The sequence below is a fragment of the Amycolatopsis benzoatilytica AK 16/65 genome, assembly GCF_000383915.1.
GTDB lineage: Bacteria > Actinomycetota > Actinomycetes > Mycobacteriales > Pseudonocardiaceae > Amycolatopsis > Amycolatopsis benzoatilytica.
On record NZ_KB912942.1, the window covers coordinates 6,449,649 to 6,462,539 of the forward strand.

General features: G+C 67.8%; 10 protein-coding genes and 2 pseudogenes. 4 read left to right on the plus strand and 8 right to left on the minus strand.

The window, feature by feature from the left end; genetic code table 11:
* Positions 1–1,516 precede the first annotated feature (1,516 nt).
* From AMYBE_RS46920 to AMYBE_RS45510, 5 genes and pseudogenes are all read right to left on the minus strand, one after another.
* Positions 1,517–1,774: pseudogene (locus AMYBE_RS46920) on the minus strand (ATP-binding protein); the annotation flags it as partial.
* Positions 1,741–2,406: a DUF4194 domain-containing protein gene (locus AMYBE_RS0129930; protein ID WP_020663076.1), complete on the minus strand. Its 666-nt coding sequence runs from the start codon at positions 2,404–2,406 to the stop codon at positions 1,741–1,743. The gene AMYBE_RS0129930 and the pseudogene AMYBE_RS46920, both read right to left, overlap by 34 nt.
* Positions 2,399–3,901 (minus strand): DUF3375 domain-containing protein, encoded by a 1,503-nt coding sequence (locus AMYBE_RS0129935; RefSeq protein ID WP_211226872.1) that lies wholly within the window; start codon positions 3,899–3,901, stop codon positions 2,399–2,401. Before AMYBE_RS0129935 ends, AMYBE_RS0129930 begins: the two co-directional genes overlap by 8 nt.
* A gap of 212 nt (positions 3,902–4,113) precedes the next feature.
* The gene (locus AMYBE_RS0129940; RefSeq protein ID WP_020663078.1) at positions 4,114–5,592 is read right to left on the minus strand and encodes a tyrosine-type recombinase/integrase; all 1,479 of its coding nucleotides are present in this window, start codon (positions 5,590–5,592) and stop codon (positions 4,114–4,116) included.
* 84 nt (positions 5,593–5,676) lie between these two features.
* The gene (locus AMYBE_RS45510) at positions 5,677–5,952 is read right to left on the minus strand and encodes a helix-turn-helix domain-containing protein (protein ID WP_020663079.1); all 276 of its coding nucleotides are present in this window, start codon (positions 5,950–5,952) and stop codon (positions 5,677–5,679) included.
* A gap of 595 nt (positions 5,953–6,547) precedes the next feature.
* Between AMYBE_RS45510 and AMYBE_RS0129950 the strand changes: the two genes are divergently transcribed.
* Positions 6,548–7,126, plus strand: coding sequence for a hypothetical protein (locus AMYBE_RS0129950; protein ID WP_020663080.1), 579 nt, complete (start codon positions 6,548–6,550; stop codon positions 7,124–7,126).
* Between the two features lie 182 nt (positions 7,127–7,308).
* Here the strand turns inward: AMYBE_RS0129950 and AMYBE_RS43495 are convergent, their stop codons facing one another.
* From AMYBE_RS43495 to AMYBE_RS46385, 3 genes and pseudogenes are all read right to left on the minus strand, one after another.
* Positions 7,309–7,794, minus strand: coding sequence for a hypothetical protein (locus AMYBE_RS43495; protein ID WP_154676328.1), 486 nt, complete (start codon positions 7,792–7,794; stop codon positions 7,309–7,311).
* A complete protein-coding gene (locus AMYBE_RS46380) occupies positions 7,742–7,948 on the minus strand; it encodes a hypothetical protein (protein WP_245573266.1) in 207 nt (68 codons plus the stop codon). The genes AMYBE_RS43495 and AMYBE_RS46380 overlap by 53 nt, the downstream gene beginning before the upstream one ends.
* 601 nt (positions 7,949–8,549) lie before the next feature.
* A pseudogene (locus tag AMYBE_RS46385) lies at positions 8,550–8,684 on the minus strand (hypothetical protein); the annotation flags it as partial.
* Between the two features lie 48 nt (positions 8,685–8,732).
* On the opposite strand from AMYBE_RS46385, the gene AMYBE_RS46390 reads away from it, so the two are divergent.
* The 3 genes from AMYBE_RS46390 to AMYBE_RS0129975 all read left to right on the plus strand — a co-directional run bounded on the left by AMYBE_RS46390 (position 8,733) and on the right by AMYBE_RS0129975 (position 12,890).
* Positions 8,733–9,974, plus strand: a complete 1,242-nt coding sequence (locus tag AMYBE_RS46390; RefSeq protein WP_020663084.1) for a tyrosine-type recombinase/integrase — start codon at positions 8,733–8,735, stop codon at positions 9,972–9,974.
* Positions 9,975–9,977: 3 nt separating this feature from the next.
* On the plus strand, positions 9,978–12,314 hold the full coding sequence (locus AMYBE_RS42555) for a tyrosine-type recombinase/integrase (RefSeq protein WP_020663666.1): 2,337 nt from the start codon (positions 9,978–9,980) through the stop codon (positions 12,312–12,314).
* Positions 12,315–12,413: 99 nt separating this feature from the next.
* Complete coding sequence (locus AMYBE_RS0129975) at positions 12,414–12,890, plus strand: hypothetical protein (protein WP_020663086.1); 477 nt, start codon at positions 12,414–12,416, stop codon at positions 12,888–12,890.
* The last annotated feature ends 1 nt before the right edge of the window (position 12,891 follow it).

The window sequence follows — 12,891 nt, forward strand, 5'->3', positions numbered from 1 at the left end:
CGCTCTTGAGCCAGGCGGTGAACGGCGATGGCCGGTAGTCGAGCCGGCCGGGGAGCGTCTTGCCATTCAGCCCGACCTCGTCGCGGAGGCCGGTACGGACCCCCTCGAACTGGACCCGTCGAGCTGTGGGGACAGCGTTGATCGCCTCGCGGAACGCGCCTAGCGTGCCGATGTCGATCAGCATCCGCGTGGCGAATCCGCCGAGTGCCAGGTTGAATGCCTCGCGCCACGGCTCGAACTCTGTCCGCACCTCGATCAACTCGCCGACGAACGGCAGATCGTCCGTGGTTAGCCCAGCGGCGTTGGCCAAGGCCGCACGGGCTGTGTGCAGCTCAGTCGGGATGTTGCCCTTGCGGGCCTTGACGGCCTTGTGTTCAGCGCGCCACGTGTCCAGCTCGCGTTCGGCTTCCTTCTTTTCCGCCATAGCTTCTGCGAACTGGTTCTGGGCGGTTTTCCTGGCGTCGGTGTCGGCGAGAAACCGGTGTGCCGTCGCGACCAGTGCGGCGAAGTCCTCCCCGGTCGACACGGCGGCGTCGATGGTGACGAGCATCCGGTCCAATCGTTCCCGTGCACGCTCGACGTCGCCCATGCGCGTCTCGACGCTGCGAATCTCTCGCAGTGCGGTCTCCAGGCGGTCTCCTCCGGAGGCGGCCAATGTGGCGGCCACGCCTTCGCGTTGCGATTCGGCGGCCTGAACCAGGGCAATGGTTTCCGACAATTCTTCCTTGGCTCGGCGACTCCGCTGGGACAGGTCTCTTTCGGCCGCGCGCAGCAGGTCGAGCCGGCGTTCGTGACGCCACAATGCTGCGGGGGACGAGGCGTCGGTGAACGATCCGACCTCGTCGATCAGGCGCAACCGGTCCACCGCGTCGTCGATGGTGTGCCGGTGTTCGCGCATCGGGGTCAGCGCTTTCACCTGTTGGCGAGCGACGATCATCCTGGCCCGGGTGCCAGACAGCTCGTCGAACTGCTGAACCACTGCGTCCGCGGTGGCGAGCGTGGACGGCTCTTCGAGGACCATTGTCTTGTAGAGGGCGTCGACGGTGGTGATTTGCTGGCCGGCCTGGATGCGGCCCAGCAGTGCGACCGCCTTGTGTCCGTCGCCGGCGGCGCCGATGCCGAGCGTGGTGTGCAGGCGGGCGGTGAAATCCCGGTCGGTGTCGAAGCACGTCAAGCCGGTTGTCGTGACCTCGGCACGAGCGAACTTCGCGCCTGCCGGGCCTTCCAGCGCGGGCAGGTGGTACCCGTGGTCGCAGGTGGCACGGACCGCGACGACGTCGTCAAGGCCACGGGCGGACGACGGCACATACCAGGCCCGGAGTGCGGTGAACTCGGCACCCGTGTGGTTGGCCCAGGTCATCGCGATAGCTGACCAGGTGTCCCGGCCGTCCCCGCGCAGCACCCGCAACTTGGTCTCGCCGTCCGCCCGCGACTCGTCGAGCTTGCCACGCGCATAGGACAGGATGTTGCGCTGATCCTTGCCCCGCGGCCTTCCGACCACGCCGCCGTTGGAGGCACCGTTGAAAGGTGTCGTGTGCGGCATGAGCAACGCAATGTAGGAGTCCATCAGCGTTGACTTGCCTGACCCGGAGCCTCCGCTGAGCAGGGTGGCGCCGGGGGCGAGCCGCAGATGATGGTATCCGTCGTAGCCTCCCCAGTTGACCAGTTGCAGATCCCGCGCTACCCACTGCTCGCCCCGCGACGCCGCCGGGATCAACCCGAACAGCGTGTCGATCATGCTCACGCGGTGGCCTCGTTCCGTTCGCGCAACCATTGCTCCAATTCGGCGAGCTTCGCGGTGCTCAGCACGACCTCCACCATCGGTGTGATTCGGTACCGACCTGCGGACTCCTCTGCAAGAAGACCTTCGGTGACCAGCCGCTCCACCGCCTTGCGGACTTCCTGCTGGCCGCGCGCCTGGTTGTGGTCATTCGGATCGAAGTAGGTCAGCACGGTCTGCTCCAGCTCCTCGACATCCACCCGAGCGGACGTCTCACCCGTGCCGCGTTCCCGCTGGAAGACGGTCCGCAAGTGCACCAGCACCAAGGTCTCGGCCCGACTGTAAGGGTCATCCTTGAGCAGGATCGGCACGTCCAGCTCCACCGAGCGCACCTGCTGCTTGTAGGCAACACCGCGGTCGTGGTCGACCACGAGCCGCACGAACAGATCGTGCAGGCGCGATTCGAGGATCTGTTGATTCTCCAGCAGCGTGCGCCACTGCGCCGGATTCTTCTCGGCCAACAGGAATTTGCGCCGTAACAGCTGAACCAAGACCCGCCGCACGTCCGCGTCCAGGGTGCCGGCGTCGCCGGCGAACAACTCGACGGGATCGTCCTCCATCGAGACCGGGTCTATGAACCCGGCCTCCGTGCCTGCCGACCAGCCGTCGTCGTCCGGATCACTCATCGTCGGTGTTCCTGTCCAGGATCGCCGGATTCACTGCCACCACACCGCCGAGCGCGAACCGCCGCCGGGTTTGGTCTGGTCGGACTGTGTCGACCATCGCTACCTCGGTCGTCTCGGTGATTCCGGCGTCGTGGGCGATCTCCAGCAAGCCGAGCAGGTCGACCGGCCGCTGGATGTCCTCGACCGCTGTGCGGAACGCCGCCGCGACATCGACGCTCTCCGCATCCCCCGCGTACGCTTCCAGGTGCGCGCGCAGCTCGGCGTACCGAGGGCCACCCCAGGCCCTGGTGTCCGCGGTCGGCACGTCCTCAGTGTCGTCCCACTCGCGCAGTGGAGTGGGTGGCTGTGGTGGCCGCAGGTCATTCATCCGTTGCCGCAGGTGTGCGACGTCGGCCACCGGCAAGCGACGGAGCGGTTCGACAGCCTCTCCGCGGCGTGACCGGGGAACCCACTTGTGGAAACGTGACATCACGTCTCTTAGCAGTTCGTCCACCTGGCGGTCGCGCATCGGGTCGTGGTTGCGGACCTGTGTGGTGATCACGTGAGAAGCCTGCCGCTGCGCGGTCAGCACTTCTTTGACGCCCTGTTCGATCCGGCGTGAGATGTCGGTGAGTTCTCGCCGCTGCTGCTCCGGCAGCTGATCGGCGAACCGGTGCCGCAGCACCGTCCGCAGACGGCTCCACAAATCATCGATCTGCGCTGGGTCGCCGATCAAGCGCAACGCGCCCGCGAACGCACGGCCTTCCGACGTCGCGTCCAGAATTCGTTGGCCGCGTGCCAGATACTCGCGGAGCACCTCACCCGTCGGCCGCACGTCGTGCCGCAATTCGGCGACGACGTCGCGCTGGATCCCTTTGATCGACTCCGCCACGCGGGCGAAGTCCGCCGGCAGCTCCCGCGCCAGGTGCAGCACGTTCTCTGCCGCCTCAAGCAGTTGCTCATCATCGACAGACTCGACGGTGCCGCCCTGTTCGAGACGGCTTAGCTCGTCCTCGCGCTGCTGGATCTCCTCGTGAAGACGAGCCATCCGGGCAGTCACGTCAGGGTCGGCGTCCTGGGCGAGCCGTTCGATCGCCTCCAGCAGGGTCCTGACCCGGGACTCCGACACCCTGGTCCGCACTCCGCCGACACGGCCGGCGACCTCCAGCGCACCGACGCCGAACGCGGACAGCCGATACACCTCGACGTCATCATCGGAAACCTGCCGCACCAGCCACCCTGCCTGCACCCACTGCCTGCACAAGTCCCGTGCGTTCCCCGAAGGCAGCGGTTGATTGTCCTCATCGCCGTAGCCCGCCGCTCGCAACTGGTCAAGCGCGTCGTTGATCTCCGCGTGCGCGTCTGCCACAGCCACCATCGGCCGCTCCGCGGTGAACACCATCGCGAGCACCGTCACCACGAAGGGCGCGTGCGTCTGATGGAGCAGGGCCAGCATCGGGTTCTGAAACGCCCGCAGCGCACCCTGGTAAGCGCCTTCTACCCCTCGTGTACCCATCACCACGTAGTGTAGGACGTTGTTACAGCATAGTCAGCTTCCGCGACTACAGCCATCCTCGTGCCCGCGTCGGGTCGCGTCCTCCTAGCCGAGCGTCTTCGCCTTTCAGGGGAGTGCGGGACAGTTCCAGAGAAACCGGGACGCGGCCATCCAATAGCTGGCTGCGTCCCGGTTTCTCGTTTCGGAGCCTGACCCACCGCGCCTGTGGTGGGTCAGGCGGCCGTGGGCCGGTTGCGCCGCCCATTGCGCGGGACGATGGACGCGGCGGCTTCGGCGGTCTCACGGGCCAGTTCGGGCAGAACGTGAGCGTACGTGTCGGCGGTGACCGCAATGGTGGAGTGGCCGAGCAGTTCCTGCACGACTTTCAGATCCGCCCCAGCGGCGAGCATGAGCGTCGCAGCCCCGTGTCGGAGGTCGTGCAGGCGCACGGGCGGGAGTTCGGCGGCGTCGGCGATGGTGTGGAAGGCGTCGGTCAGCTTGGCCGGGTGCAGGGGGCTGCCGTCGCGTTCGGTGCACACCAGATCGTGCTCGACCCACTCAGTCCCGGCCGCCGCACGCAGCTCGTTCTGGTGGTTCTTCTGCCGCTGCAAGACCTCGGTGGTGGCCTCGTCGAGAGCGATGACGCGGCCGGATGCTTCGCTCTTGGGCTCGCCGAACTCAGTCTTCCACCCGAGTTGCACGATCGCGGTGGAGATGGTGATCGATCGGCTGGCCAGCTCGACGTTCCACCACGGCAGGCCGCAGGCTTCACCGCGTCGCAGGCCCCGGTAAGCGATGAGGTGGAACAGGGCGTAGTACGGGTGGCCCTCTGCCTGGTCGAGGAAGCGGCCGATCTGTTCGGGTGTCCACACCATGACCCGCGACGGTTTCTGCCCGGTGCGCTGCCACCGCTCGACCCGGTCCGGTGTCCACAACAGCGCCTTCGGACGGCGCCCGGAGGGCAGCTCGACATACGACGCCGGGTTGAAGGTGATCTTCTGGGCGCGGATGGCGGCGTTCAGCGCGGCGCGCAGCGTGCCGCGATAGCGCTGCATGGTGGCAGCGCCCATGACCCGCAGGCCGTCCACAGTCTTGCGGACCTCAGGATCGTCGCTGTTGTTGGCGGCAGTGATCATGTCGTTGCGTTCGGCCATCGCGTCGAACATGCGGGAGATGTGGTCGACAGTCAGAATGTCGAGCCGGTAGTGGCCCAGGTGCGGGATCAGCCAGTTGGCGATGTGGAACCGGTAGGCGATCCGGGTCGCTTCTCGGATCTTCTTGCGGGTGGTGATCCAGCTGGTCAGCCATTCTCCGACGGTGGGCATGACTCCGAGGCTGGCGTTTCCCGCATCGAGCTGCCTGGCGACGACGTCCGGTGCGGGGAATGGTTCGCCGGTGCGCAGACGACTGTCGATGAGGTCGCCGATGGTGGCGCGGGCGGTGTCGCCGCGTCCTTCGCCGAGCGCGACGAGCTCGGCGATCTTTCCCAGCTGTTCTTGTGCATCGGTCTGCGAGGCGAAGCCGTGCCGCCTGCGGGTGCGGCGGGCTCCGTCGTGAGCTTTGGGCAGTTCGGCTTGAAAGGACCAGGTTCCGTGGTTCGAGCTCCACATGCCGTTGGCGCGCTTGAGTTTGGGGCATTGGGAGCCGAGTTGCTTCCTGGTTCCGGGCAGCGTGCAGGTGCAGCGCTTGTAGGTGCTGCCTTTGAAAGACATCGCGGATTTTTCCTTTCCCGCAATCCGTGGGTGCCGCATTCGGACAGGGGCTATGGACGCTCTGGTGCGCGCAGAGGGGAAGCGTCAGGCACGAGGCTCTTTGTCCAGCCCGAGCAGCTCGATCAGCGGGGCGACGGCGATGCGGTAGCTGCGGCCGACCCGGACCGCCGGCACCGGGAGGGTTCCGGCGCGGGCGAGTTTGTAGGCCGTGGTGCGGCCGATGCCGAGCATGCGAGCGGCGGTCATCAGGTCGGTGGTCACGCCGAGGTCCCCGAGCCGTTCGCGCGACCACGCCGGTGATGACGAGGCCGTCGTTGTCGAGTCCGATGCAGCGGGCCGGAGGCAGCCGAGTTCGTGCACGTCAATCTCCTTGAGCTGTAACTATGCCAGGGTCGGCGGCAGAGCCGGGCCCACGTGCGCGGACGTGACCGGCCGAGGACGGGAATCTGGTGCCATTGCGTACGAGATGCCGGAAAACGGTGCCTGGGCAGCGCTGTCGCGGCCCGGCACGACGCCCCAGCGGATGCGCTGGTGTCCTCACGGCCATCCACCGTGGCCGCGGGCCGCTGCGGCACGAGAACGGGGAGCGCCCGTCGGGATCGTCTTCCTCGCAACCGCGTCGGCCTTGGCCGGCGTCGAGGTCGACCTCGTCCAACGGCAGCAGGGAGCGATGGACGAAGAACTGGCCGCGCAACGGGTCTCCCCCGGCGTTGGCACAGGGGCTGCCGTTGCGTATCGCCTTGTCGAACTCGACCAGGCCCCTCCACGCCTGCGGATCGGTGCCGCGGATGGTCCTGAGCAGGGAATTGCCTGAGTACGGACATCCCGGGCACGAACTCTTCCCCGCCCCGCGACGGGTGCGTAGGCGGCGGCAGCCCGGCTGCCAACACGTAACGACCTTGATGTTGCGCTCGACCCAAGGAACAGAGCCGGACGAAGCAGTTGAGGAGAAGGTGTGAGTTCGCTAGAGGAGCATGCAGCCGTCCATTCGATCAGCCTGACCGAGATCGTCGGCAAAGCCGACTTTGCATCTGATCTCGTGCTAGCAGAATACCGCACGCTGCGCGACGAGATTCTGAAGAAAATGGACCACAGGACGTCCATGGTTGTTTGCTCCGTAACCGTAAGTTCCGCAGTGTTAGGCTTCGGAATCGAGCGTAAAAGCGCTCCGTTGCTGCTCGTTTCACCGCTGGTTTCACTGCTTCTCGGGATCCTGATCCTCTTTCATAACGTGCAGATAGGGGCAGCGTCGGAGCACCTGCGAACACGCGTCGAACAGCTGGTTTCCAAGCAGATCAAGGGGTTTGTGGGCTGGCATCAGACCATGGGAGACCCGAAGGTCCGGCTCATCCAGCGATTGCTTCCGTATCACTTGCCTTTGATCTTGATAGCAATCGCGCCCGCTGGCGTGGCGATTCCGCTGGCGCTGTCCAAGTTCGGGGCAGCCGTACAGACTGTTCCGGTGCTAACGGTCGTTGTCCTGCTTTTGGTGCTCTATGCGGTCCAGCTGGTGAGACATCGCGATTCGATCTAGTCGTTTCCGTTCCTTGATTCTCCGGGGCTGGGCAGGTGCGAGGAGCACCGCGCCGGCTCTGCGCCGCGGCCACGGTCATCGTGGGCGAAGCGTCCCTTCAGAGTCGGACAGTGGAAGGCGGGTGGAGCGTGGGCTCCGGGGCGGGGTCAGCCGGTGTGTCCTCGCCCCGTAGCGCCACAGGTTCAGCGACGCGAGCGGGTTGCACTCCGGCGATCACGCTCGGCGGTCGAAGCTCGTGAGGTGCCGGATGGACGCGCGGATCCGGCACGCGCTGCGGCCGTGCGGGGCGTGGTGTCCCGGGTCGCGCTGGCCGACGGGAGGCAAGGCGGACGGTGCAGGCAGGTCAGGTCGTCCAGCAGGAGGCGCAGTGCGTGCGCGGCTTGCTGGGGCATGACGGCGTTGCCGAGTGCGCGCAGCTGGGCGGTGCGGGGCAGGTCGAGGGCTGCTGCGGTGACCCAGCCCGGGGGCAGGCCCATGAGCCATTCGACGAACGGAGGTGCGAGCACGGGACGGCCGTGCCGTCCGGGTCGGGTCGGGCAGGGCGCGGGCCGGCCGGTGATGAGTTCCCAGCGGTGCACGGCGGCGGCGTATTCGCCCCAGTCCACGGGCGTGGGTTCAGCGCGTGCGGCGCGGCGGGCGCGCGGGGCGCGGGCGGTTGCCACGGTCACTCACTTCCTTCCGTGCCCGGTTCTTCGGTGCGGGCGCGGTGACGGCGACGGCGACCGAGGGCAGCATCAGGTCGCCCTTCGAGCCGCGCTGGGCGGGGCAGCCTTTCGTGCCGTCGGTCGCGCGCGGGGTCGGCAGCAGTCGTAGAGTGTCCAAGAGGGACAGGCCTCCTTGTCGTGACGCAGCGGAGATTCCGTTGGAAGAACCGTCGTGCGCGGTCGGTGTCGGCAGCAGGACCCCATGCGCCCGGGGAAAGACAGCTACGAATCCCCCCCCCCCCCCCGAAGTTTGTGTTGCCGCGCAACACTTTCCGCTTGCCGGCGGTGTCGGCAGCGTCGGCGCGGCGAGTGCCCGGGCGCGGTCGGGAAGGGACGGTCCGCCGTCGTGGGTGGCGTGGGTGCAGTTCTTCGCGTCCGACGCGGTCGGGGTCGGCAGCAGCCGCACCGAGTCGGTCAGGGTCACGCACCCCGCCGGGATCGGACGGCCCGGGTCGAGCACGGTCTGGATCGCCGCCGGCCGGGAGTCCGCCGCCGTCGGCGTCGGCAACAGCCGTGTCGGCCGGACGACCGAGTCGACCGCGTCGTTGAGGTTCACCTGGTGCCCGCCCGCTCGGCGCCGCGCCGGATCCGCCGGTCCGCGCGGCTCGCCGTCGCGGGCCTGCGGGGTCGGCATCATCCGCATCCCGTCCCGGCTGGGGGACGGCACACAGGAACACGCGTTCCCGTCGGTGGGCGGCCCCGACGTCGGCGGCTCGTACGCAACGCCAGACCGCGTCATACCCCGCTTCGGCCAGCCCTGCGAGTACACGGTCGAGGCCGCCGTTTCTCCATCGGAGGGCGGCGACGTTCTCCACGATGATCCTGTTGACTGCACTAGCGAGTCGATCATCCACAGTGAGCTGATCACGAGTGATCCCCGAACGGTGTAGGAGAGGTTGTTGGTGGAGAACCTGGGTCCGGGTGCCGGCCGTGACGTGGCCGGGATTCGGCTGCCCGTTGTGGGCAGTGTCGTGTCGACCGAGGGGGTGGGCTTGCCGTTCGCCGTGGTCGACGCGACGGGTAAGGAAGTCGAGCCGATCTCGGAGTTCATGCAGGAGATGTCGGCCGGCGATATGCCCGACTCGTCGTGCCGCTCCTACGCGTTTGACCTGCTGCGCTGGTGGCGTTTCCTGGCCGCGATCGAGGTCGAGTGGGACCGAGCGCAGCGCGTGGACGTGCGGGATCTGGTGCTGTGGCTGCGGCACGCCCGCAACCCGCAGCGCGTCCGCACTCGTCAGGGTGCTCCGGCTGCCGGGTCGGTCAACGCGCGCACCGGTAAGCCGTACCTGGCCGAGGGCTACGCGCCACGTACAATCAACCATCAACTGTCGGTGCTCAAACAGTTCTACGACTTCCACCTCGGGGCCGGACGCGGCCCCGTGGTCAACCCAGTTCCGGCGGCCACGCGCGGCGGTGCACGGCCAGGCGCGCATGGCAACCCGCTCCATGAATTCGTGACCCACCGGCGGGGCGCCTACCGGCAGAAAGTCCCCGAACAGGCACCCCGGGTCGTGGACGACGCGTTGTGGAACGAGTTGTTCGCGGCGATGACCAGCCACCGGGATCGAGCCATCCTGGCGACCTACATCTCCAGCGGGGCACGGGCCAGCGAACTGCTGGGCATGCGCTGCGACGACCTGGGCTTCGGCCGGCAGACCATCAGCGTGATCGGCAAAGGCACCCGCACCCGGCAGACCATCCCGGCCTCGCCGGACGCCTTCGTGTGGATCAGGCTGTACCTGGCCGAAGGCCACGTCGCACCAGTCGACGCCCCGCTGCCGGCGGACGCCCCGTTGTGGGTGACCCTGCGCGGGCCGCGCAAGCCGCTGAGCTACTGGGCGATGCGGGCGGTGCTCAACCGCGCCAACAGCCAGCTCGGCGCGAACATCACCCTGCACGACTTGAGACACACCTGCGCGGCCCGGATGATGGCCGACCCGCACATGGCCATCACCGACGTGCAAGCCGTGCTGCGGCACAAGAGCCTGGCCACCACCGGCATGTACGGCACCGTGCAACTGGACGAGCTGATCAACCGGACGCTGGAGCACCACGCCCGCCGCGCCGCCCCACCACCGCCCCGGCCGCATCCCGCATACAACACCGCGGATCTCGCCGTGCTGTTCGGCGAACAGGCCGGGTGAACCATGCCAGCCACCGGACACACGGTCACCGCTGTGCGCAAGACCCCAGCGGTGGCGCCACCGCCGACTCAGCCGGCCGCCGACCGAGCCAGGCTCGGAGCATGCGTCACCCAGTTGCGTGACGCCGAGTTCGAGGACTTGGTGTCCGCCAGCCTGCGCGTGCTGCCAGTCACCGACCGAGATCGGATCAACCGCCGCCGCGCAGCGCTGCGCGCGGTCACGACCTGGCTGCTGGCCTTTGACGGCACGACGTGGCAGCAGCGCTGGGTTGCCGGCGGGATCGACACGAGCGGGCGCGCGTGGAGCGACGAACCCAGCCGCACCCGTCGCGGCCTGCTGATCAAAGGCGCCGAGATGCTGATCTGCTGCGGCGTGCTGCACCCGGACTACCCCTGGCTGCTGAACACTGGGTTCAACTCGCTGTTCGGCACCTACCAGCGAGCCTGCGACCCGGCCGGGTTCGCCCGCGTCCGCGACGCCTTGCACGCCCAAGGAACCGGGGACCGCGTCGCCCACGACGCGCTGTATCACCTGGCCAGGATCAGGATCGCCACCGCCAAGCGGCTGGAGGACATCACCGCAGAGGATGTACTGGACTGCCAGTACGCCCTCCGTGCTCGGCGGAAGCCCTGCACGCCGGGCGAAGCGTTGTGGCGTGCCCTGCATGGGCTGGGGATCATCGCCGGTCCTGCTCGGCTCAAGGCTGCCATGCATCGCGGGCAACTGTCGGTCGAGGAGTTGGTTGACCGACATCGCTTGGCCTGCCGGCCGGTCCGTGACCTGATCGTGAATTACTTGCGCGAATGCGCCCCGGCGATGGACTACGGGTCGCTGTCCAACCTCACCCACTGGCTGGCCGAACTGTTCTGGGGCGACCTGGAACGCCACCATCCCGGCATAGACTCGCTCCGCCTTCCCCCAGACGTCGCCGCCGCGTGGAAACAGCGCATCGCCACCCAGCCCGACGGCCGCCCCCGCAGCGAGCGCTATGGCCTGCTCACCGCCGTGCGCGCGTTCTACACCGACATCAACCAGTGGGCCTACGAAGACCCCGCCCGCTGGGCGACCTGGGCCGCGCCGTGCCCGGTTACCAAAGCCGACCTGGCCGCACGACGCAAGCACAAGGCCCAGGTCACCGCGCGGATGCACGCCCGCACCCGCACTCTGGCCGAGGCGCTGCCGCACCTGGTCGCGACCGCGCGGTCCCGACGCGAGCACGCCCGCACCCTGCTGGCCGCCGCCCGCGCCGCCGAGCCCGGAACCGTGCTCACCGTCGACGGCACCGCCTACCGGCGTATGGCGAACAACACCGCCAAGAGCCTGCGCGTCCTCGTCCAGGCCCTGCCGACCGGCACGCAGTTCGACACGGTCAAGGAGGAGGCCGAGGCGTTCTGGGCGTGGGCCGCCATCGAGGTCCTGCGCCTGTCCGGCTGCCGGATCGAGGAAGTCATGGAACTGACTCACCTGTCGATCCGCCGCTACAGCCAACCCACCGGGGAGGTCGTGCCGCTGTTGCAGATCGCCCCGTCCAAAATGGATGCCGAACGAGTCTTCCCGATCTCCCCGGAACTGGCGCACGTCCTGGCCCAGATCATCGACCGCGTCCGCGGCGCCGACGGCACGATCCCGCGCTGCTCGCGTTTCGACACCCACGAACGTGTCTATGGCCCGCCGCTGCCGCACCTGTTCCAACGTCCCATCGGCTCCGGCCATCAGGTCTTCAGCCCGGAAACTGTGCGCAAGTGGCTGGAACGCACCCTGGCTCGCGCGCCGCTGCACGACACCGACGGCACCCCGCTGCGGTTCACCCCGCACGACTTCCGGCGCCTGTTCGCCACCGGCGCCGTCAACGCGGGTCTGCCTATCCACATCGCGGCCGCCCTGCTCGGCCACCGCAACCTGAACACCACTCAGGGGTATGCGGCCGTCTATCCCGACGAGGTGATCCGCACCTACCAGGTGTTCATCTTCAGCCGCCGCGCGGAACGTCCGACCGAGGAATACCGCCAACCCACCGAGGCGGAATGGGCCGAGTTCGAACGGCACTTCACCCTGCGCAAGGTCGCCTACGGCAACTGCGACCGCCCCTACGGCACGCCCTGCGTCCACGAACACGCCTGTGTCCGCTGTCCCATGCTGCGCACCGAGCCCAGCCGGCTGCCTCTGCTGCGCGAATTGGAGGACAACCTCGCTGAGCGCATCGCTGAGGCCCAGCAACGTACGTGGCTCGGCGAGGTCGAGGGACTGCGCCAAACGTTGACCGCTCTGCGCGAGAAGAAGGAGCACGCCGAACGCCTGACCGCCGCAGGCATCACGGACATCGCTCAGAAACTCGGATAGTGCACGACCAACGAGACGAACCTGCCTGCCGGCGCCATGCCAGTGGGCCGCCGCACCCCAACGTTGTGCCGTCTCTCGTGGCCAGACGAGAATGCGGGGGTGTATTGCCTGCAAGCGGTCATCGCTACCGAACCCGTGCTCCGTGCGTTGGCCGGTTCCGTCGAGGCGGCGCGCATCGTGCCCCTCGATCAGAACCTGTTCCTGTTGCCCATGACCGACCAACTCTTCGACGCGGTGACCGTCGTCGGGGCTCCCGAACTCCCGGGCTTCTGGAAGGCTCCCGCTGGCTTCGACAGCGCGCTGACCGCATGCTCGATGAACGGTCCCGTGGCGTATGTCGAGGCCGAGTTCTTCGGTGGAACAGGGACACAGTCCGCGCAGGTTTGGGACAGCGGGAAGGTGGTCCTTGGGCCGTTGCGTCTGGCTGAGGGGGAACCATCGTCGGCCGCCGGCAGTCCGATCTCCCAAGCGCTTCGGCAGCTCGGAGTAGTCAGAGGTGGTCACCTTGACGAGTTCGATGCAGTCGGGCTCGGTCGCCATCGCGACACGAGCAACTGGCTTCCAACCACGAGCTGAT